12 protein-coding genes, 1 tRNA gene and 1 pseudogene are annotated in these 21,757 nt (G+C 63.6%); 9 read left to right on the top strand and 5 right to left on the bottom strand.

Annotated elements, in window-relative coordinates:
- Positions 1-2 precede the first annotated feature (2 nt).
- Genes J5Y21_RS07525 through J5Y21_RS07510 form a run of 4 tightly spaced genes read left to right on the top strand, consistent with a single transcriptional unit; the run spans position 3 to position 9,610 of the window.
- Entirely contained in the window at positions 3-3,155 is a 3,153-nt protein-coding gene (locus tag J5Y21_RS07525) for an ATP-dependent DNA helicase (RefSeq protein ID WP_210574135.1), read from the top strand.
- A complete protein-coding gene (locus J5Y21_RS07520) occupies positions 3,148-6,441 on the top strand; it encodes a UvrD-helicase domain-containing protein (RefSeq protein ID WP_349236968.1) in 3,294 nt (1,097 codons plus the stop codon). Before J5Y21_RS07525 ends, J5Y21_RS07520 begins: the two co-directional genes overlap by 8 nt.
- Position 6,442: 1 nt before the next feature.
- Positions 6,443-7,561 carry a potassium channel family protein gene (locus tag J5Y21_RS07515; RefSeq protein ID WP_210574134.1) on the top strand — a complete coding sequence of 373 codons (1,119 nt, stop codon included), beginning with the start codon at positions 6,443-6,445 and terminating at the stop codon, positions 7,559-7,561.
- A gap of 3 nt (positions 7,562-7,564) precedes the next feature.
- Entirely contained in the window at positions 7,565-9,610 is a 2,046-nt protein-coding gene (locus tag J5Y21_RS07510; protein WP_210574133.1) for an ATP-dependent DNA helicase UvrD2, read from the top strand.
- On the opposite strand, the gene J5Y21_RS07505 is transcribed toward J5Y21_RS07510, so the two are convergent.
- On the bottom strand, positions 9,607-10,461 hold the full coding sequence (locus J5Y21_RS07505) for a hypothetical protein (protein ID WP_210574131.1): 855 nt from the start codon (positions 10,459-10,461) through the stop codon (positions 9,607-9,609). The genes J5Y21_RS07510 and J5Y21_RS07505 overlap by 4 nt on opposite strands.
- A 51-nt stretch (positions 10,462-10,512) precedes the next feature.
- Here J5Y21_RS07505 and J5Y21_RS07500 point away from each other — a divergent pair, with 51 nt between their 5' ends.
- The gene (locus tag J5Y21_RS07500; RefSeq protein ID WP_210574129.1) at positions 10,513-11,052 is read left to right on the top strand and encodes a SprT-like domain-containing protein; all 540 of its coding nucleotides are present in this window, start codon (positions 10,513-10,515) and stop codon (positions 11,050-11,052) included.
- On the opposite strand, the gene J5Y21_RS07495 is transcribed toward J5Y21_RS07500, so the two are convergent.
- Positions 11,049-12,506 (bottom strand): zinc-dependent metalloprotease, encoded by a 1,458-nt coding sequence (locus tag J5Y21_RS07495; protein ID WP_210574127.1) that lies wholly within the window; start codon positions 12,504-12,506, stop codon positions 11,049-11,051. The genes J5Y21_RS07500 and J5Y21_RS07495 overlap by 4 nt on opposite strands.
- A 91-nt stretch (positions 12,507-12,597) precedes the next feature.
- Here J5Y21_RS07495 and J5Y21_RS07490 point away from each other — a divergent pair, with 91 nt between their 5' ends.
- Together J5Y21_RS07490 and J5Y21_RS07485 are read left to right on the top strand one after the other, a co-directional pair.
- Complete coding sequence (locus J5Y21_RS07490) at positions 12,598-13,692, top strand: PDZ domain-containing protein (protein ID WP_349236967.1); 1,095 nt, start codon at positions 12,598-12,600, stop codon at positions 13,690-13,692.
- A 138-nt stretch (positions 13,693-13,830) separates the two neighbouring features.
- Complete coding sequence (locus J5Y21_RS07485; protein ID WP_210574123.1) at positions 13,831-15,117, top strand: ATP-binding protein; 1,287 nt, start codon at positions 13,831-13,833, stop codon at positions 15,115-15,117.
- Here J5Y21_RS07485 and J5Y21_RS07480 read toward each other — a convergent pair.
- Entirely contained in the window at positions 15,114-15,806 is a 693-nt protein-coding gene (locus J5Y21_RS07480) for a hypothetical protein (RefSeq protein WP_210574122.1), read from the bottom strand. The genes J5Y21_RS07485 and J5Y21_RS07480 overlap by 4 nt on opposite strands.
- A 28-nt stretch (positions 15,807-15,834) precedes the next feature.
- Positions 15,835-16,368: a PPA1309 family protein gene (locus tag J5Y21_RS07475; protein WP_210574121.1), complete on the bottom strand. Its 534-nt coding sequence runs from the start codon at positions 16,366-16,368 to the stop codon at positions 15,835-15,837.
- Positions 16,369-16,454: 86 nt separating this feature from the next.
- Here J5Y21_RS07475 and J5Y21_RS07470 point away from each other — a divergent pair, with 86 nt between their 5' ends.
- Positions 16,455-19,424 (top strand): UPF0182 family protein, encoded by a 2,970-nt coding sequence (locus tag J5Y21_RS07470; protein ID WP_210574120.1) that lies wholly within the window; start codon positions 16,455-16,457, stop codon positions 19,422-19,424.
- A 130-nt stretch (positions 19,425-19,554) separates the two neighbouring features.
- A tRNA-Met gene (locus tag J5Y21_RS07465) sits at positions 19,555-19,628 on the top strand.
- Positions 19,629-19,691: 63 nt separating this feature from the next.
- Here the strand turns inward: J5Y21_RS07465 and J5Y21_RS07460 are convergent.
- A pseudogene (locus J5Y21_RS07460) lies at positions 19,692-20,889 on the bottom strand (IS3 family transposase); the annotation flags it as partial.
- Positions 20,890-21,757: the final 868 nt, after the last annotated feature.

Raw genomic sequence — 21,757 nt, 5'->3', positions numbered from 1 at the left:
GCATGACGCAGCCGAACGACGCCCACAACGCAGGCCTGAATCTCCCGCCGCACCCGCAGGCCTATTTGGTGGGCCGGGAACGGACTGTTCACCAGCGCGTCTGGCCGGTGGAGCTTCCTTCCCGCGGGGCGTTCAAGGTCACTGGTGCGGCCGGTGCGGGCGTGACCAGTTTCCTCATTGATACTGCGGTGGCGAAAATCCGCGGCGGGGCTGACCCAGCTGGCGTGGTGTTTCTCACCGCGTCCAAGGAGTCGGGTGCGCGGGTGCGTGCGGAGTTGTCTGACCGGCTCGCGGCCTCGGGTTTCGTCGCCGATGAACCGATTGTGCGCTCCATTCACTCGCTGGCCTTCGCGCTCGTGCGGCTGGGCGATGAAGATCAAAGTGCGGAGGCGGAGCCGATCCGTTTGATCTCGGGCGCGGAGCAAGACTTCGCCATCCGGGAGCTGCTGCAGGGCCATGCTGCCGACGGTGGTAGAACGTGGCCGGCGGAACTGCGCCCCGCGCTGCCGATGGTCGGTTTCGCCCGCCAATTGCGCGATTTCTTGCTCCGCGCCGTTGAGCGCACGCTCACGCCGGGCGACCTGCGCGACTTGGGGCAGCACCACGGGATTCCGGTCTGGTCGGCGGCGGGCGATTTTCTCGCTGAGTACCAGGACGTCATGGCTCTCTACGGTGCGCGCAGCTATTCGGCATCGGAACTAGTCGCCTCCGCCGTGCGTGCGCCCCTACCACGCACATGGCACACCGTCATCGTCGACGATGCTCAGCACCTTGATCCGGCTTCGGCTCAACTGGTACGCCAGCTCGCGCAGGAAGCAGAACTCACTGTCATCGGCGGTGACGAGGAGCAATCGGTCTTCCGTTTCCGCGGTGCGTCCCCGCTGTTCTTCCGGGACTTGGACGGCGCAGAAGTGATCGATCTGGGCGCGACTAAGCGCCATCCGGCAGCAGAGGCGGTGATCGCACCGAGTACGGCTGTCAACCACGCTGCGGTGGTGGACCGCCTTAGGCGTTGGCACCTCGAAGAGGGGGTGGCCTGGCGCGATATATCCGTGGTGGTGCGCTCGGTAGGGATGATCGAGTCGCTGCGCCGGGCGCTGCTGCAAGCCGGTGTTCCTGTGGCGGTGAACCCGACTGATGTGGTGCTGGCGGAACAGCGCATCGTTGCTGCGATGCTGTTGGGGCTAAAGGCGCTGACCGAACCGTTGAGCATGGCCCAATGGCGTGATCTGCTGCTCGGGCCCGTCGGCGGCACAGACCCAGTCACGCTGCGCCGTCTGCTGCGTGGTCTGCGCAGGTGGAAGCCGGACACCCGCGCTGAAGTGACGCTGTCGGAATTGCTCGCGGTGGACGAAGAGCTGCCCGATTTCGGCTCGGTGCTCACGGACCGGGAGCTTGCGATTCTGAACCGCATCCGCAGCGTGCTCGAGGCCGGGCGCACGGCTCTAGGAGAGGGCGGCAGTGTCGAGGATGTGCTGTGGGCGATCTGGTCGGCGACGAAACTGGCGGATAGCCTCATGGCGATCGCGCTGCGCGGCGGTGCCGCAGGCTCGCAGGCGGACCGCGACTTGGACGCGATGATGGCGCTGTTTGACGCCGCGGGCGATTTCACGGAGCGGCGCCCGAGTGCCACCGTGGAGTCTTTTATCGCGCACATCGAGGAGCAGGAATTGCCCACCGGCGTGCGTGACCGGCGCACCGCCACCCCAGATGCCGTGCCGCTGCTCACCGCGCACGGTGCGGCGGGGCGCGAATTCAAGCGCGTGATCGTCTCCGGGGTCCAGGAATTGTCATGGCCCACGCTCAGTGAGACCGGCACGCTCATGCGCCAGGAGGATCTGGTGGACCTGGTGGACGAGGGGATCGATCCAGCCACACCGGTCTCCCACATCGCCGACCGCCTGAAAGAGGAACGCCACCTGTTCCACCTCGCGGTCAGTCGCGCGACCGACCGGATCGTGGTCACTGCGGTGCATTCGGAGGACGGCGACGAGGTGGTGGAACCTTCGCGCTTCATCACCGAATTCGCCACGGAATTCGGGATTGTCCCGCAAGAGATCGCCGCGGCGCCCATAACTGCGCAGGAGCGCGTCGCCGCGGAGGGTGCGGAGGTGCCAGCGCTCTTCGACACCGTCGGCAGTGAGGTGCGCGCCGAGGCCGATGCAGTTCGGGTGCTGGCGGTCGAAGACATCGTGGCGGAATTGCGCCGTGCGCTCACCGACGAGGCATCCAGCGAACAAACGCGCTTGCAGGCGGCACGTCAGCTGGCGCGGTTGGCGGAGGCCGGTATCGCCGCGGCGGACCCGGGGCAGTGGTGGGGGACAACGGAGGCGTCGATAAGCGAGCCCTTGCCGCCCCCGAAGCAGCTGTCGCCCTCGCGCATTGAGGGGCTGCTGGAATGCCCGATGCGCGGTGTGCTGGAACGCGAGATCGCGCCCGCAGTCAACGATGCGATGACGCGCGGCACGCTCATTCACTATTTCTTCGAGGCGCTCGGAAACGGTGCGGATCCAGATCTCGCCCGCGCCGACACGATCGCCGCTTACCGCACACTCTTCAGCGTCCCGCCGTGGAAGGAAGCCAACGACCTAGCTGAATTCACTGCGGTGCTCGAGCGATGCGGGCAGTGGATCGACTCCACTCGCGGGACATTCTCCCAGCTCGGCGTGGAGGTGCCGGTTCATGTGGAGGTCGCTCCAGGCCTGGCCATCGGCGGGCGCATTGACCGGCTGGAGCGCGAGGGTGACGCGGACGGTGATGGCCCAGTGCAGGTCGTGGACCTGAAGACCGGGAAGAATGCGACGGCGCAGAAGAAGGTCGACGAGCACCCGCAGCTGCTCAGCTATCAGCTCGCACTGAGCCGCGGTGTGTGGCGTGATGGCGCAGTGGTCACCGCCGGCGCGGGCGAAAAACCGCTGGACGTCGGCGGCGGAACCCTGTTCTTCCCGGCGACGAACGCGAAGAAGCCCACCGTGCGCACGCAGGCGCCGAAGGATGCCGAACAGCTCGACGAATTCGCGGAACTGATCCGCCCGCTTGTCGATGAAATGACGGGCCCCACCCTGCGTGCTGTCACCGGCGACCACTGTTCGTTCTGCCAACTGAAATCGATCTGCCCGGCTCAGCCCGAAGGAGAGGTGACCACCCGTGGCTAGCGCTGTCGTCCCACCCACAACGCTGTGGCGCTACATGGGCGAGAAATTCATGCCCACCGACCAGCAGGCCGCCGTCATCGGCGCGGAACCGGGCCCGCTGCTCGTCGTCGCCGGTGCCGGTGCCGGCAAGACCGAGACCATGGCCTCGCGCGTGGTGTGGCTCGTAGCCAACGGTTATGTCCGCCCCGAGGAGGTTCTCGGCCTGACCTTCACCCGCAAGGCGGCGCAGGAGTTGGGCAAACGCATCCGCACGCGCCTGGAGAAGCTCGCCGCCGACGAACAGCTGGTGCGCCGACTCGACCCGACGGGGAAACTCGCGGAATCGCTCACAGCCATTGCGCCGACGGTGTCCACCTACGACTCGTACGCCGGCAACCTGATCCGCGAATACGGCCTGCTCGTTCCCGTCGAGCCCGATGCGCGCCTGATCACCGACGCGGAGCTTCACGCCATCGCGTGGGAGGTAGTGAGCAACCACGGCGGCGAATTGCTCTCCGGGGTGGGGGAGAACCCCGCCATGGACACTGTCGTGGAGACGCTGCTGCGGCTGGTCACCAATATGGGCAATGAGCTCTTCCCGCACGAGCGCATCGCGGAAGAATCCGATGCCTTCGTGGCCAACCTCGCGGGCCTGCCCCGCGGCAAACGCCAAGGGGAGGCATACAACCAGACGGTGCAAAAGTGGGTGGACCGGCAGAAGCTGCGCCGCGCGTATGCCGATATGGCGCTCGAGCTTGGCCGCGAGCTGCGAGAGCGCGGCGTGGTCACCTTCAACGAGCAGATGTCCGTGGCAGCCCAGATGGCGGCTGATCACCCGGCGGTGGGCGCCTCCCAGCGTGACCGTTTCCGCGTGGTCATGCTCGATGAATACCAGGACACCTCGCACGCCCAGCGCGTGCTGTTGCGCAGCCTCTTCGGAGAAAACCGCGACGACGCATCCCGGCACGCGCACCCGCTCACTGTCACTGCGGTGGGCGATCCGATGCAAGCGATCTATGGCTGGCGTGGGGCTACGGCGGCGAACCTGGCCGCCTTCGTCGACGATTTCCCGCTGCCGGACGGTTCACCCGCCCCGAAGGCGCAGCTGACCACATCGTGGCGCAATCCGCCGGAAGTACTCGCCACCGCGAATAATGTCTCCGCCGCGGTCCTGGGTACCCCGGAGGGCGGACAGCGTGCCGTCGAGCCGCTGACCTCTAAGCCGGACGCGCAGCCGGGCCGTGTGGAACTGGGCTTCTACGCCACGGAGGACGAAGAGATCGGCGTGGTCGCAGACATGCTCGCCTCCGATTACAGCGACCGTGTGAACGCGGGCAAACCGGTTTCTTCGGCTGTGCTCGTGCGCAAAAACAAGCACTCCCCGGCCATCGCGGAGGCCTTAGAAGAGCGCGGCGTGCCCTATGAGATCGTCGGCACCGCAGGTCTGCTCACTGTGCCGGAGGTGGCGGACACCGTCGCTGTGGCCCGCATGCTTGTCCACCCGCAGGATTCGGCCGCGGCGCTGCGCATTCTGGCCGGCCCGGCGTGCGGGCTGGGTCTGAGAGACATTTCGGCCTTGGCCAGCCGCGCCACCAATCTCGCCGGCGAGCGCCGGACGAGCGCCGTGGACGAGCTGCCCGCCGATACTGATCCGCGCGAGCGGCTTCGCGTACAGCTAGAGGAGCTGATCGAGAACGCGGAGAACGCAGTCGGCGAGAACGAACGCAGTGTGGGCTTGGGCGATGCGGTCGCCGACCTGGGCGAGGCGGAGCGATACTCGCCCGAAGGGCTGGTGCGCCTCCAAGCTCTCGCGGCGAAGCTGCGTGCCCTGCGGACCCGCAGCCTGGGCAAGCGCCTGCCGGACCTGTTCGACGACATCGTTTCCATCTTCGGCATTCGCATCGAAGTCCTGGCGCGCCCGTCCAACACCGGCACGGTTCACCTGGACAAATTCGCCGAGGTGATCGCGTCCTATCCGGGTGCGGACCTCGAAGGATTCTTGTCGTACCTGGATCTTGCCGCCGAGCACGAGGACGGCCTCGAGCCAGGTTCGGTGACCACCAGCGATGACCGTGTCCAGATCCTCACTGCCCACAAGGCAAAAGGCCTGGAGTGGGACACCGTCGCCGTCGTTCACGCGGACACCCAGACGTACAGCGTGACCACCGAGACCTTCCTCACCTTCGTCGAATACGTCCCCGATGACGCCTACGACGTTTTCGACGCGGCCGAAGACCGCAGCGAATTCCAGAAACTCACCGACGAGTACAGGAAGACCAAGAAGGCAGAGCTCGAAGAAGAATCGGCCCGCCTGTTCTACGTCGCTGTCACCCGCGCCGCTGAACGCCTCATGGTCACCGGTTCTGCGACGGTGCCGGACCGCGCGAAGCAAGCCGAGCCGTACCCGCACTTCCTCGCGCTCAAAGATGTGCTCATGCAGCCCGGCGACACCCCCGCCACACAGGTCCTTCACTGGTGGGAGGGCGGAGACACAGAGGAAGAGACCCCCAGCGCCACCCGCGAAGGCACGTGGCCGCACTATGCCGCCGACCCCGCGAGCGTCACCGCCGCGATGCAGGTCCGCACCGCGCGCGAGCAACTGCCCGAGCTGGCCGATGGCGAGCTCTACTCGCTGTGGGAGCGCGACACCGAAGCGCTCATCGAAGAACACGAAGCCGCCCAGCGTCCCGCCGTTCCCGTGGTCATGCCGGCGACGCTCACGGCGTCCGACATCGTCGCTCTGCGCGCCGACCCCGAGCAATTCGCCCGCCGCGCCCGCCGCCCCGTGCCGTTCAAGCCGAATGCCTACGCCAAGCGCGGCACAGCATTCCACGAATGGATCGAAGGCTTCTACGGAGCACGCCCCCTGCTTGACGACGATGAACTGCCCGGCAACCTCGAGCCCGACGTCGATGCCGCTACGTTGGTCCGCCTGAAGGAGAATTTCTCCGCCAGCCAGTGGGCCACGCGCGCCCCCGCGCACATCGAGCACCCCTTTGAAATCGACCTGGGCACTTCGACTGTCCGCGGTCGCATCGACGCGGTCTTCCAGGACGAAGACGGCGGGTGGACCATCGTCGACTGGAAGACGGGCAACAAGCCCCAGGCGGCGGAGATGCGCGCGGCGAAACTCCAATTGGCGGTCTACCGCGAAGCCTGGCGCCGGATCGCCGCGGATGGCAAGCCCATTCGCGCGGTGTTCTTCTACGTTCGCACTGGCGAGGACTTCTCGCCCAGTGACCTGCCGGAACGCGGGGAGCTGGAGGGCTTGCTGCGAATCGCGGCCCCGGCCGGTTTAGAGTCGTGATATGGCGTTTTCGTTTCAGCCGCGGATTTCCTTCCGCAGCCGATTGCGCGGTGAAGAACTCACCGCGCTGCCCGACCATGCGCTCATCAACGTCATCCGCCTGCCGCAGGAGGCGCGGACGACTCCGTGGACGCTGATCTTCAGGCGCTTTATCTACGCGATCATCCTGATGATCCTGGTCGCCGGAATCGTGTGGACGGACAAGGATGCCTATTCTGAGCCGCTGACATTCATCGATGCCGTGTATTACTCGGCGGTGTCGCTGTCCACCACCGGCTACGGCGACATCACTCCGGTGACGCAAACGTCCAGGCTGGTCAACATCTTCATCATCACTCCGTTGCGTGTAGCGTTCCTGATGCTGCTCGTCGGCACGACGCTGTCCGTGCTCACGGAGGATTCCCGCAAGACGCTGCAACTTCAACGGTGGAGGAAGAACGTGCGCAACCACACCATCATCATCGGTTACGGCACCAAGGGCCGGTCCGCTGTCGAGGCATTGCTTGCCGACGGCGCGTCGCCCTCCAATATCGTCGTCATCGACGGCGATAACGAAGCTCTCGTGCATGCGGAGAACCGCGGGTTGGTGTGCGTCCACGGCAACGCCACCAAGTCGGATGTGTTGAAGATCGCCGGCGTGAACCGCGCCCGCTCCGTGGTGGTCGCACCGTCCTCCGACGACACTGCCGTGCTGGTCACACTGTCCGTGCGCGAGATCAACCCGGGCGTGAATATCGTCGCCTCTGTCCGTGAGGCCGAAAACCAGCACCTGCTGGAGCAGTCCGGTGCGGATTCCGTAGTCATCTCTTCGGAGACCGCGGGTCGCCTCCTCGGCATCGCCACCAACACGCCGACCGTGGTGGAGATGATGGAAGACCTGCTGAGCCCCAATGCTGGCTTCACCGTGTCTGAGCGCCCGATCCTTGACGATGAGGTGGGTGCCAACCCGCGCCACCTCGCCGATATCGTGCTCGGCGTGGTCCGCTCCGGTGAGCTGTACCGCCTGGATTCGCCTGAGGCGGAGACGGTCGAGCCGGGCGATAAATTGCTGTATATCCGTTACGCGCCAGAGAATCCCGACGATCTCGACGAAGCTCGGCATGAGGAAGAGGATGATTAAAGCGTGATCGACCTCAGTCAGCTCGATGAGGATCAGCGCGTCGCCGCCACTGCGCCCCGTGGGCCGGTGTGCATTCTCGCGGGTGCCGGCACAGGCAAGACCCGCACCATCACGTACCGCATCGCGCATCTGATCGACCAGGGCTTCGTCGTCCCCCAGAAGGTCCTCGCCGTCACGTTCACCTCCCGCGCCGCCGGCGAGATGCGCGACCGCCTGCGCTTGATGGGAATCGGGGGAGTGCAGGCCCGCACCTTCCACGCCGCGGCGTTGCGCCAGCTGCGCTATTTCTGGCCGCAAGTGGCGGGCGATCTGCCGTGGACGCTCATCGACAACAAATTCCCGTTGGTCGCTCGCGCCACCCGCACGGTCGGACTCGAGCCGGACAAGGAACTCGTCCGCGACGTGCTCAGCGAGATTGAGTGGGCGAAGGCCTCCCTGGTCACGCCAGAAAGCTATGCGCAGGCCATCGAGAAAACCCACCGCGAGCCGCCGACCTCAGCCGAAAAGGTCGCCGCGGTGTACAAGCGCTACGAGGAGTCCAAGACCAGCCCGGATGGCATGGGCCTCGATTTCGACGACCTGCTTTTGCATGTCGCGGGAGCGCTCGAGAATGCGCCGGCGGTGGCGGAGGAGTTCCGCAACCAGTACCAGACCTTCGTGGTGGACGAGTACCAGGACGTCACGCCACTCCAGCAACGTGTGCTCGAGGGCTGGCTGGGCCAGCGAGACGATCTCACCGTCGTCGGCGACGCGAACCAGACCATTTATTCCTTCACTGGCGCGACCCCGGACTACCTGCTGAATTTCTCCCGCACCTACCCGCACGGCACCGTTGTCAAGCTCCAGCGCGACTACCGCTCCACGCCGGAGGTCACCGAGCTCGCCAACACGGTCATCTCGAAGGCTACCGGCAGGGAAGCGGGCACCCGCCTCGAGCTCGAGGGCATGCGTGCGCCTGGCCCGGAGCCGACATTCGCGTCCTATCCGGATGAGCCGTCGGAGGCGCGCGATATCGCCGGGGAGATCAAAAAGCTCATCGCGTCCGGCACGCCCGCCAGGGAGATCGCGGTGCTCTACCGCATCAATGCGCAATCGGCCGTGTTCGAGCAGGCGCTTTCCGACGCCGGGATTGTCTACCAGGTCCGCGGCGGCGAAGGATTTTTCACCCGCCCCGAGATCCGTGAAGCGATCAATGTCTTGGTCTCCGCCGTAAACCGCACTGATCTCCCGGACGACCCGGTGGTTGTTGCGAAAGCGGCCTTCGCACCGCTGGGGCTGTCTGCGACAGAACCTGAGGGTGCACGTCAGCGCGAGCGCTGGCAGACGCTCAATGCACTGGTAGAGCTCATTGGTGACATTGTCAGTACCGGCGAGGCCACCTCTATGCCGGGCGTGCTGGCCTCCCTGCGACAGCGTGCGGAATCGAAACAGCCGCCAGCTGTGGACGGCGTGACTCTGGCCAGCCTCCACGCCGCCAAAGGCCTGGAATGGGACGCCGTTTTCCTTGCCGGGCTGGTGGAGAAGACCCTGCCGATCTCGCACGCCATCAAGGCCGGCGACGCCCAGATCGAAGAGGAGCGCCGCCTGTTCTACGTGGGCATCACCCGTGCGCGCGAGCACCTGCACCTGTCGTGGTCCTTGGCCCGGCAGGAGGGCGGCCGCGCATCCCGCGAGCGTTCGCGCTTCCTCGACGGCATCGCCCCGCAGCTCGACGTCGAGCAGGCCCCCGAGCGCCTCAAGCGCGCGAAACGCTGCCGTGTGTGCGGCAACCAGCTGGGCACCCCGGCGGAGAAGAGCTTGGGCCGTCACGAGGACTGTGAGCCGACTTACAACGAATCAGCGTTCTTGGCGCTCAAGCAGTGGCGCCTCGATACCGCACGCGATGCCCAGATCCCGCCGTTCATGATCTTCACCGACGCGACGTTGCTCTCCGTCGTGGAAGCCATGCCCGCGAGTGAGAATGAGCTGCTGGACATCTCCGGCATCGGTCCCGCGAAACTGGAACAGTACGGCGACGATCTCTTAGACGTCCTCGAGGACTACCGCTAACTCCCGACGGAGATACACACCGGGCACCGCGGGTGCTGCTCCATGTCCAGCAGCGACACCGTCTGCGCGCCGAGCGGGTCGACCACCGCTGCCCACCCGGCGCTCGGCATCTCACCCACAATCCCTGGCGGGTCCGGGATGCCCGCCAATCTGCGCACGGTCAGTGCCGCTGCTGCTGCCCCGGCAGCCGCGATGACCGGATCGATCGTTCGCGGCTGGATCTCCAACTGATCGGCGGCCGCACGGAATTGGTCGTCGCGGTCGCTGACATGCATGTGCGCGCACATGCCGCACGCATGACTCGGGTGGCGGGCAACAGGTCCGATGATCACCCGCGAATCGAAGGACAACACCGGCACGACCCAGTTGCGGTGCTCTTTGAGGGGCCGGCTCCACTTCACGTATTCGCCTCCGCCATCAACCACGATGAGCGGTGCACCGGCCATCCGGTTCAGAAAGCTGCGGGTGTCCTCGCCCGCCAGCCGAATCCGCACTGTCGCACCAGAAGCTTCCAGCACCCGTCTGATCTCCTGAGCCAGGGGAGTGGCGCCCAGCAGCGCCACTGTGGTCCGGGCTGAGGGGATGAGGATGTTGTAGGCACACAAGTCGTCGATAAGCGAGCGTGCCGCGGTGGAATCGACGCTGCACTCGCCCACGAGCTGATCTTGCAATTGCTTGATTGTCAGCGGCCATTTCGTGCTGCGCAGCGACATGGCGAGCGCTGGTGCGACGCGCGTGTCCACGATTCCGCTGCGTGTCGCGTCGAGGCCGAATTGCACAGCCGTGTCCCCTCGCGTGACAACGTGCACCCCGTGGCCGAGCGTGACTAATGTTGAATCATCTAAACGCATGATTTTCCCCCCTGACACTCACTATTCCACTGCACGAGAGCCGACGCACCTATGAAACGTCTACTTCAGTCGACATCGGGCAGTGATGCGTGGCCGCCCGAAGGCGTGGATGTGATCCGATCGGCGCGCAGGAAACGGACCGTGCAGGCACGGCACGTGGGGGAGCGGATCGAAGTGCGGATCCCCGCGCGTTTCAGCGCGAAGGAGGAACGCGAGGCCGTCGAGGAGATTCTGGCGAAGCTGAAACGGCGCACTACCTCGAATGCCGTGTCCGACGACGAACTTCTCGCGCGCGCCAAGAAGCTGAATGCGCAGGTGCTCGACGGCAAAGCGCGCATCGGTTCCGTGCGGTGGGCGAGCAACCACAACACCCAGTGGGGATCGTGCACCGTGTCCACGGGCGATATCCGGATCAGCGACCGTCTACGCGATGTGCCGGATTATGTCGTCGACGCTGTCGTCGTGCATGAGCTGGTGCACACCTTCATTCCGGGCCACGGACCGGAGTTTTGGCAGTGGGCCGACCGAGCCCCTCGCGCTGAGCGCGCAAAGGGCTACCTTGAGGCCTACCAGCGGTTCGGCGCGCGCTAGTCGTCGTCCTTCTCGTTGCCGCGCTCGTCCTCGCTCGGGCCCTGCTCATTGGCGAGCATCTCCTCGAGCTTGGCGATCTCCTCGTCGAAATCGGCATCCGGCGCATCGTCGAGAAGCGTGTCGATGAAGGCCGCTGGATTATCCAAGTGCTCCGCCGTGGGCAGGAAGTCCGGGTGGTCCCAGACTTTGTCGCGGCGGTCCACACCGACGGCGGTGGTGGCCCGGCGCCACAGCTCGGCGGCCTCGTTGGTCTTCGGCGCGCCGAGCTCGATGCCGACGATGTTGTTGAACGCATGCTCAGCTGAACCGCCCGTTGCGCGGCGGCGTGCCCATGACTCGGTGAGAGCCGCCGTGGACGGAATGCGCTCTTTGAGCGCGTCCTCGACAACCACTTCGACCCAGCCCTCGACGAGCGCGAGCAGCGTTTCCAAGCGGGACGCAGCTGCGGCATTGCGCGAGGTGACGCGCGGGGACATGTCCATGTCCTGCATTCCCTGCATCGCTTCCTGCAGCTTGGCCGGGTCGCCCGATTCGAGGTCCAGGTTGCGGAGCTGCTCTTCGATGTGGGAGGTGTCCAACTCCAAGCCCATCGAGTACTCCTCGACGGAGGACACGATGCGTTCCACCAGCCACGGCACGTGGGTGAACAGGCGCTGGCGGGCGGCCTCGCGCGCGGAGATGTACACGAGCACTTCCTGGCCCGGCACCGACAGCTGGTCGGAAATCGGCTCGATATTCTTCGGCACGATGCCGATCACGCCGCTCGGGGCGACGGGCAAGCCGAAGTCGTTTCCGGTGAGAGCCTGGTTAGCCAAGTCGCCGAGCGCCTGGCCCAGCTTGGCACCGAAATTCATGGAGTTGAAGTGACCGAGCATCTGCGTGATCGGCCCGAAAATCTCGCGGGCCTGCTCCGGCATCGCATCCAGCTGCGCGCGGTCCATGTGCTCCGCGACAGGGCTGACCAAGCGCTTCCAGGTCGGCAGGGTGTTTGTCAGCCACTCGTCTGCGCTCCACGCCTCTGCCCGCGCACCGGAATCGGGCAGAGAAGAGGCATCATCGAGCCACAAGTTGGCCAAGCGGGTCGATTCCGTCACCGCAGTGCGGTCGTTTGCCGTCATGCCCTTCGGTTCCTTGATGGACCGGCGCGCGGTGCGCAGCGCCACGTCGTAATTCACCGGATCGCGCTTCGGCTTCTCAGCCTTCTGGCCCGGCTGGCCTTGCTGGCTCATGCCGGAGAGCATCTCGCCGAACTGGCCGAGGATGTCACCGAGGTTGCCGCTGAAATTCGCGTTGCCCCCGTTGCCGAAGGCGAAGCCGAACTGGCCGAACGGGTCGTCGCCGCGGTCATTGCGACCGTCGCCGTCATCACGGCCGCCGTCGCGGTCGTCATCGCGGTCGCGGTCGCGGTCGCGATCGTCGTCGTTGGGGAAAGAGAACCCGAATCCGTTAACCATGGTGGCAAGCCTACCGGCGGGTATCAGGGCCGGTCCACGATGGGAGGAACGCTGTCAGCGAACACGAGGGCACAATGTAGGCTTTACATCCGTGGAAAATCCCGCAGCAGACCAGACCGATGCCCAGCGTTCGACTCGCCGCGCCGCCATCTGGGGCGGCGTGCCCCTCGCGGTGATGGCGCTGATGCTCATGCTCGGCGGCATCCCGGGCACGCCGGTCAAGCTGACAGTGCCGTACGCTGCGGAAAGCGCCGGCCCGACGTTCAATACCCTGGCTGAAGTGGAGGGCACCCCGGTCATCGAGATCGAAGGTGGCGAGGTCGACGAGACCTCCGGCTCGCTGGATATGACCACCGTGTCCGTGCGCACCAACATGACGATGGGGCAGGCGATCGGCCGCTGGCTGTTCTCCAACGACACGCTCGTGCCCATCGGCCAGATCCTCCCCAAAGACATGACCGACGAGGAGATGCGCAAGCACAACGAGGCTTCCTTCGTCGCATCCGAGGCCGCCGCGACCGTCGCCGCAATGAAGCACCTGGGTGAGCCGACGAAGGTCATCGTCCACGACGTGCTGCCCGATACCGCCGCAGCGGATGCGCTCAAACCCGACGACACCATCACCGCGATCGACGGCGAGGAGGTCACCGAACCGCAGCAGATCCAAGACAAGGTCCGCGCGAAGAAGCCGGGCGATGACGTGACCGTCACTTTCATCCGCGGCGACGGCGATAAGCAAGACACCACGATCACCCTCGGCGAAAACCCGGAGGACAAGGAACAGCCGTTGCTCGGTGTCACGATGACGTCCGAACCCGCCGGCGACATCAACGTCACCTACAACCTCAACGACGTCGGCGGCCCGTCCGCCGGCATGATCTTCTCGCTCGCCGTCATCGACAAACTCTCGCCCGGCGAGCTCAACGGCGGCCGCAATGTTGCAGGCACCGGCACCATCCGGGAGGACGGCACCGTCGGCCCCATCGGCGGCATCACGCACAAGATCGAGGGCGCGCGCGATGGCGGCGCCGAGCTCTTCCTCGCGCCCGAAAAGAATTGCGCCGAAGCACGCAAGGTCGACAGCGGCGACATGGTCGTTGCCAAAGTAAGCACGCTTGACGACGCCATCAGCGCCATGCACGACTTCTCCACCGGCCAAGAAGTACAGACCTGCGAGGCTGAGTAGGGCCGGAGCGCTCACGATTGGGGAGTTAAGCCGCTCACGATTGGGGAGTTAAGCCGCTCACGATTGTGGAGTTAAGCCGCTCATGATTGGGGAGTATGGCATGATAGGTGCAGATCAAAGCACTAGGGGGATACTGATATGAGTGACCGCCTCGAGACAATAGTTTCACGCCGTATTTCTGACCTTTTGCGTGGCCTTTCCCTAGAGGAGCCTGTCGTCGCACTGCACGGCCCTCGTTCGGTAGGAAAGTCGACTGTTTTGAGAAGCTACTGCCGTGAAGCCAAAGGTGAGCTCCTCGATCTCGACGACATCAATGTGCTGGAAGCAGTGAGGGGTAATCTCTCCGCGACTGCGAAAGCGGGAACACCGCTCTGTGTCGACGAATATCAAAAGCTCCCGGCAATTCTCGACGCGATCAAAGCGCGCTTGAATGAAGAAGGGAGTCAGCCAGGCACCGCTGTGGTCACAGGGTCGACACGGCACGATGCCTTGCCTCAGACGGCGCAGGCTTTGACCGGACGAATTCATCCGATAACGATTTGGCCGTTGTCGCAGGGTGAGATCGCCGGCGTCAGAGAGGATCTGCTCGAATGTCTGTGGGAAAATCCCGAAGATGCCGTGCAGTCGGTGCTCACCTCGGATACGTTGCGCTCGGAATACGTGGAGCGTGTTTGCGCCGGGGGAATGCCACTGGCATTGCGGCGGTCAGCCTCGGCGCGTGGCCGTTGGTTCGACGATTTCGTGCACACCAGTGTGGAGCGGGATGCGACTGAACTGAGTCGCATCCGCGATAGGCAAGCGCTTGGTGATTTCCTGCGCTACCTGACCTCGCAGACAGGGCAATTGCTGAATATCACCTCGGCTGCTCAGCAGATGGGGGTCGATCGTAAAACGGTAGAATCACACCTTCGCTTACTGGAAGACCTCTTCCTCGTCTCCCGGCTTGGCGCCTGGGGAAAGACTCTACGGAGTCGAGTGACTAGCGCTCCTAAGATCCACGTCGTCGATTCAGGAGTCGCTGCTCGGTTGCTTCAGCTGACGCCGGCAAAGCTCACCGGACTAGACCCTCAGTCTTTGAGTAGCTTCGGGCATCTTCTTGAGACTTTCGTTGTCGGCGAGTTGCGGAAACAAGCGTCGTGGTTGGAAGAAGGGGCGACTCTCGGCCACTGGCGCACAAGCGACGGTGTCGAGGTCGATTTGGTCATGGAGCGTCCGGATGGAAGCATTCTCGCCTTCGAGGTCAAAGCCAACGAGCGTGCACCCGGATCTGATTTCAAGGGACTCCAGCAGCTGCGAGATCTGACGGGCGACAGGTTTGTCGCTGGTGTGGTGTTCACAACCGGGCCGAGGTCATACACCTATGAAGACCGGCTGCACGTGCTGCCGGTCGACAGGCTTTGGACATCGGTCCGCAACGGTGACTAGCTTGTTTTCTCCGATAATTCCTTGGCAGCAGAGGAGGGGGCAGTTTCGGACTCGTCCGCGCCCTTCTCGGCGAGGCCGAGCTCGTAGATCCGGTCGCGCGGGTCCTCCATCTCGGACGACATCATCTGCTGGAGGACCTTGCCCTCTTCAACATTGACGACGGTGATGACGGCTGTGCGGCCGATCATGCTCCAGCCAACGAGCTGGTTTTCGGTCTCCTCGACGATGGTGGAGCTCTTCAGCCCCTCCAAGACATTCGCGGTGTCCTTCGCCATGGCTTCGGATTCGAAGAACTGGAACTGGCCGATTTCTTTACCGCTGCAGTCATACGAGCTGCGAAGGCTTGTTTCGGTGCAGGTCTCCAAGGCGTCGAAAAGCGATTCTGGCGCGAGCGACGCGAACGTCTCGCGGACTTCCTCGAGCTTGTCCGCGCTGCCGCCGCCGTTCATCCAACGGCCCTTGCTGCTGGTTTCTGCCGCGGGCGATGTCGTCGAGGTTGTCGTCGTTTCCGAGTCCTCTTCGCTGCTCGTGGATTCTGTCGTTTCGGGTGCCTCTGACGATTCCGTGGTCGGCTCGGCGGGTTCTTCCTCATTCGACGAGCAGGCGGACAGCCCGAGAGCGAGCACGAGCGCGGCGGGGATGCACGCGCGGCGGGCGAACGTGCGGCGGGTGAGCGTGGGGGACAGCACGGCAGCGGACTCCTTTGATCGACGTGCTCTAGTCTATTTCCTCGTTGTCCAAGCTGTAGCGCAGCGCGCCCAGAACGGCGGGTGCGACGCCTGGGCCGCCGCGCAACTGAATCTCATCTTGCGCGAAGGGGCCTGCTTCCTCCAATTCCTCCTCTGTCGGGCGCAACTGCAGCAAGGTCTGCTCGATGCCTTCCTCGCGCAGCACACCGGAGAACAACCGCGCCGGGCGCGCGGAATCTGCTGAAGCGTCAGCGGTGTCTTTGAACATGATCTCCTGGGCGAGCACGAGCCCCTCGATCTCCGCGGGCCACACCAAACGGGTGAGGTAATCCCCCAATTCATCCGAGCCCGGTTGAATATGCTCCGGCATATCCTCTTGCACGATCAGCGTCAGCGGCGATGCTGTTTCCTCCTCCAACGAGGCGAGCTGATCCGCCACCAATTCCGTGGGCACCAGCGCGAAGAGGGTAGGGGAGGCATCCCACCCTTCGGCGTGGACGAATTCAACAGCTTCCATCATGGCCTTGTTCAGAGCCTGCTGGGGGCGTTGTAACTGGGGCAAGAGGGAACCCTTCTGGTCTTTTAGGCGTTGAACAATTTAGTGTTAGAGCTTAATAGAATGCCACAAGCCTGATAAGGAGCTGGATTTTGGCCACGCGCCTCAACCGCCCCCGCCCAAAGCCGGGGAAGTCCTCGAATAGACTCGCGATCATCCTCGGGCTCATCGCCCTGGTGCTCTTCCTCGTTCCGATGCTGGTCGGTGTGTACACCGACTTCCGCTGGTTCGGTGAGTTGGACTACCGCGGGGTGTTCACAAAGACCATCCTGGCGCGCGTCGCGCTGTTTGTGATCTTCGGCCTGGTCGGCGCCGCGATCACGTGGGCCGCAGCTTTTTTCGCATGGCGCGGACGCGAGCGTGATGACGATTTCTTGGGCGACCCGAATTCGCCGATGACGGTCAACCGTGCCGCCATCCAGTCCGGTCTTCGCCCGCTGCTGCGATGGGTGCCGCTCGCCGTTGGTCTGGTGTCCGGTCTTCTCGGCCAGAGCACGTGGCGCACCTTCATGCTGTGGCTCAATGGTGGCCAATTCGGTTCCACCGACGCGCAGTTCGGTCGCGACCTCGGCTTCTACGCTTTCGCTCTGCCGGCGCTCACCACGATCGTCAGCGTGCTGTCGATGCTGCTGGTCGTCGCCTTCCTGGTCGGCCTGGTCGGCCACTACCTGCTCGGCGGCATTCGTATTGCCAGTCAGGCCGCAGGCACCAAGGGCCATATTTCCCGTCCGGCGCTGATCCAGCTCGCCGTCACGGCTGGTCTGTGGATGCTGGTCAAGGCGCTCGATTACTGGCTGCAGCGCTACAGCCTCCTGTTCGACCGCAACGATATTTTCACCGGTGCCTCCTACACCGATATCAATGCACAGCTTCCGGCACGCATCATCCTCATGGTCATCGCGATCTTGGTCGCTGCCGCATTCTTCGCGTCCGTCGTGTTCAGGGACCTGCGTGTTCCCGTCATGGCGACCGTGCTGATGGTGTTGTCCTCCTTGGTCATCGGCCAGGCGTGGCCGGCTCTGCTTCAGCAGTTCTCCGTCAACCCGAACCGCCAGGAACGCGAGTCCGAGTACATCGCCCGCAATATCGAGGCCACCCGTGAGGCATACGGGCTTACCGACGACAAGGTCACTTACGAAAACAACTGGGGCGCGGAGAAGACCGACGACAGCGAGGTCGGCAACGAGTCCGCCACCATTTCGAATATCCGCCTGCTCGACCCGGACATCCTCGGTCCGACCTTCACCCAGAACCAGCAGCTGAAGAACTTCTACGGCTTCCCGGACAGCCTGGCCATGGACCGCTACACCGTCGACGGCGAACTGCGCGACTATGTCGTGGCCGCCCGCGAGCTCGATCCGAACGCCCTGCAGGAAAACCAGAAGGACTGGCTGAACCGCCACACCGTGTACACCCACGGCAACGGCTTCGTCGCCGCGCAGGCAAGCATTGTCGACGAAGCAGCCCAGGATGCCGGCTCCACCCGCGGCGGCCTCCCTGTCTTCACCGTCTCCGACCTGCAGGCCAACGAGAACGCCGCGGAGAAGAAGGACGCTGAGGACTTGGGCATCCGTGTGGACCAGCCGCGCGTGTACTACGGCCCGGTCATCTCTTCCGCCGAGGACGGCCTCGACTATGCCGTTGTCGGCGACGTGGGCCAGGGCCCGCTCGAGTACGACACCGACGGCACCCAGTTCACCTATGACGGTGAGGGCGGCGTCGGCATCGGCAACTGGATCGACCGCGTCGCCTACGCGATCAAGTACCAGGAGCTTAACCTCATCCTGTCCGACCGCGTCGGTGATAATTCCCGCATCCTCTACGACCGCGACCCGCGTGAGCGCGTGGAGCGCGTCGCGCCGTGGCTCACCACCGACCAGCAGACCTACCCCGCAGTTATCGACGGCCGCATCAAGTGGGTCGTCGACGGCTACACCACGCTGTCGGCGCTGCCGTATTCCACCCGCACCTCCTTGCAGTCCACCACGGTGGACGCACTGAACCCGGAGGGTACTGACCAGCGTCTGGTCAACAACGAGGTCGGCTACATCCGCAACTCCGTCAAGGCCACCGTCGACGCCTACGACGGAAGCGTGGACCTCTACGCCTTCGACGAGGAGGACCCCGTTCTCAAGGCGTGGATGGGTGTCTTCCCGGACACCGTCCACCCGTCGTCGGAGATCTCCGAGGACCTTCGCGAGCACCTCCGTTACCCGGAGGATCTGTTCAAGGTTCAGCGTGAGCTGCTGGCCCGCTACCACGTGTCCGACCCGGGCGTTTTCTTCAACAACGACGCCTTCTGGTCCGTCCCGAACGATCCGACCGCACCGGAAGGCCGCAACGAGCTGAACCAGCCGCCGTACTACGTCGTGGCAGCTGACCCTAAGACGAAGAACCCGTCCTTCCAGCTCATCACCCCGTACCGCGGCCTGGACCGCGAGTTCCTCGCCGCCCACATGGCTGTGTCCTCCGACCCGGAGAACTTCGGCCACATCACCGTCCGCGTTCTGCCGACCAATACGCAGACCCGCGGTCCGAAGCAGGCCCAGGACGCCCTGATGTCGTCCGACCAAGTCGCCCGCGACCGCACCCTGTGGGAGGGGTCCAACACCCTGAAGAACGGCAACCTGCTGACTCTCCCGGTCGGCGACGGCGAGATCCTCTACGTTGAACCGATCTACTCGCAGCGCAAGGACCAGGCATCCGCCTTCCCGAAGCTGCTTCGCGTGCTGGTCTTCTACAAGGACCGCGTGGGTTACGCCCCGACCGTCTCCCAGGCCCTAAGCCAGGTCGGCATCGACGCTAAGGAAGCCCAGGACATCAGCATCGCCGGCGAAGGCGTTCCCGACACCGAGGCCGAGCCGCAAGACGGCGAGGAGCAACCCGCCGACGAGAACAAGCCTGACGACGCCCCGTCCGGCGGCGACAAGGACAGCGCCCTCAAGGACATCGACGACGCCCTCCGCGGTATCGAGGATGCCCGCGACGGCTCCTTCGAGGAATACGGCCGTGCCCTGGACAAGCTCGACCGCGCCGTGGAGAACTACCAGAACATCCAGTAGTCCCACGGTGAACAAAGGGTGAACAATCCCCTGGCCGGAATCTGTCTGGCCAGGGGATTTGGCCTTTTATGGTGTCGTGCGTATAGTTAACGCCGTTGCCGATCACGGCAGCAGGCGAGTAGTCGCCCGACGCGGGGTGGAGCAGCTCGGTAGCTCGCTGGGCTCATAACCCAGAGGTCGTTGGTTCGAATCCAGCCCCCGCTACTAAGATAAGGCCCCTACCAGTGCAAATGTGAACTGGCCCCCGAAAGTTGGACTGGTTTAATTCTAGGCGGTTAGGGCTTCAAGGGTCTGATTCCGATATTGCATCGGGGTCAGGCCCTTGAGTCGTTGTTGGATGCGTTCGGTGTTGTACCACCCGATGTACTCGTCGATCGCTTGGTTGAACTCTGCGACCGTGTCGAAGACTTCACCGTGGTACATCTCTGTCTTCAAGTGTCCAAAGAAGTTCTCCATGACCGCGTTGTCGTAACAGTTGGCTTTACGCGACATAGACTGCACACCACCGTTGTCGCCGATCAGGTCACGCCAGGAGGCATGCTGGTACTGGAAGCCTTGGTCGGTGTGCATCATCCACCCGGGTTCAGGTGCACACGTCGCGATTGCCTTGGACAAAGAATCGGCGGTAAACGCTGTCGACGGCGATGTGGCAACGGTGTGGGCAACGATTGAACGGTCGAACAGGTCCATCACCGGTGACAGGTAGACCTTGCGGCCTGCGACCCTGAACTCGGTGACGTCGCTGACAAAGACGGTGTTTGGCTTATTTGGGGTGAACTTGCGGTCGAGCTTGTTGTCAGCGATGTGGCTGATCGTCCCAGCGTAGGAAACATAAGGTCTACGTTGGCGGATCTTGGCTCGAACGCCCATCTCACGCATGAGTTTGTAGACGAGTTTGTGGTTGACCACCCACCCCTGGTTACGCAGGTCCAGCAGCACCCGCCGGTAGCCGTAGCGATGCTTGTTACGTTCAAAACTTGCCCGGATCGCGTCTTTGAGCTCGGCGTGCTTATCTGGCTGGCCGAGGCGTTTCTGGTGGTAGAAGAACGTCGACCGTGGGATACCTGCTGCCTCTAGCAGGTGTTCCAGGCGGTGGTGCGACTTGAGGATGACAATCGCCTGGACTTTCAGGCGCGTCCCTGATTCCTCAAGTCCCGCAATTTTTTTAAATAAGCGTTCTCCGCTTCCAACCGCGCGATCTGACGGCGCAGCATCTCTTCTTCTGTAAGCCGCTTCGGTGTAGACGAGCCTTTGGGTCTGCCCTTCGGCTTCGGCTTCAACGCGACATCGCCACCGTTACGCCATTGCCGCGACCAATAACTGACCAGCTGATCTGACGACAGGCCAAACTCACGCGCAAGATCCATCTTTGTCTCGCCGGCCAGGTGGCGTTGGACAACTTCCTTTTTGATTTCGAACGAGTACTGCTGCTTTGTCGGCTTCTCCACAAGACATAGCCTGCCATGCAGCTGAAACCGCCGATAAAGTTTGCGCGTCACATCTCTCGAAACTCCAACGACCTTCGCAGCAGCTTGGCTCCCCATTCCCTGCTCGAAACACTCCACTAACTGCTCGCGCTGATATTCACTTAGCGAACTTCGTGCTCTCAATGAAAACTACTCCCCACTAGTCGGTAACTGATTTCTCAGTCCAACTAATGGGGAGCAGTTCAATGCTGGTAGGGGCCTTCTTTATTTTGTGCTCGGATCGCCATTTGGTGCACTACGTGGTGCACTAGGGTCAGAATCCTGCACCCGATGAGGCATCAGCGCTCCAGCAAAGCGGTGCGGGTTTCGCGGTTGTATGCGAGGGCGATTGCAACGAGGAATGCCACGGGAGCCGACAGTTCGGGGGAGATCTGTCTGTGTGTCGGGGGGGACACCGCTCAACCGTGGCGTTCGAGATGAGTATTACACGACTCGCGTCCTCTCGCATGTCGAGAGATGAAAGTGCACCTGACTTGGCTCACTGTGGTGTGACCGACTTAACTCTTGACGCGTACACCTGCTGGTTTGGTGTTGGGGTTGGGTATTTTTCCGCACTAAGGGGTGGGGTGTGGGGCGGACGGTAGTGTGATCTTTTGTGAGCCCGTCTATCCGCACTGTGACGACTGCTTCTGGGGCTACAGCTGTCCAGGTAGTCACGAGCGAACACGCGGGCAATCGGATGTCGAAATCCGATCTCAAGGCGCGACCAATTTATGCCCGAACCGAGGGCTCGATTAATGCGCACCTCAATATCGTCATGGCAACACTCGCAGTAAGTCGAATGATGGAATCAGCAACCGGACGAAGCATTAAACGACTCGTGCGAACTTTCAAAAAGTATCGCAG

It is taken from the genome of Corynebacterium sp. Marseille-P3884 (assembly GCF_017942225.1).
Taxonomy (GTDB): Bacteria; Actinomycetota; Actinomycetes; order Mycobacteriales; family Mycobacteriaceae; genus Corynebacterium.
Note: the sequence above shows the minus strand (reverse complement) of the source record. Positions and strands in the feature narration are given on the sequence as shown.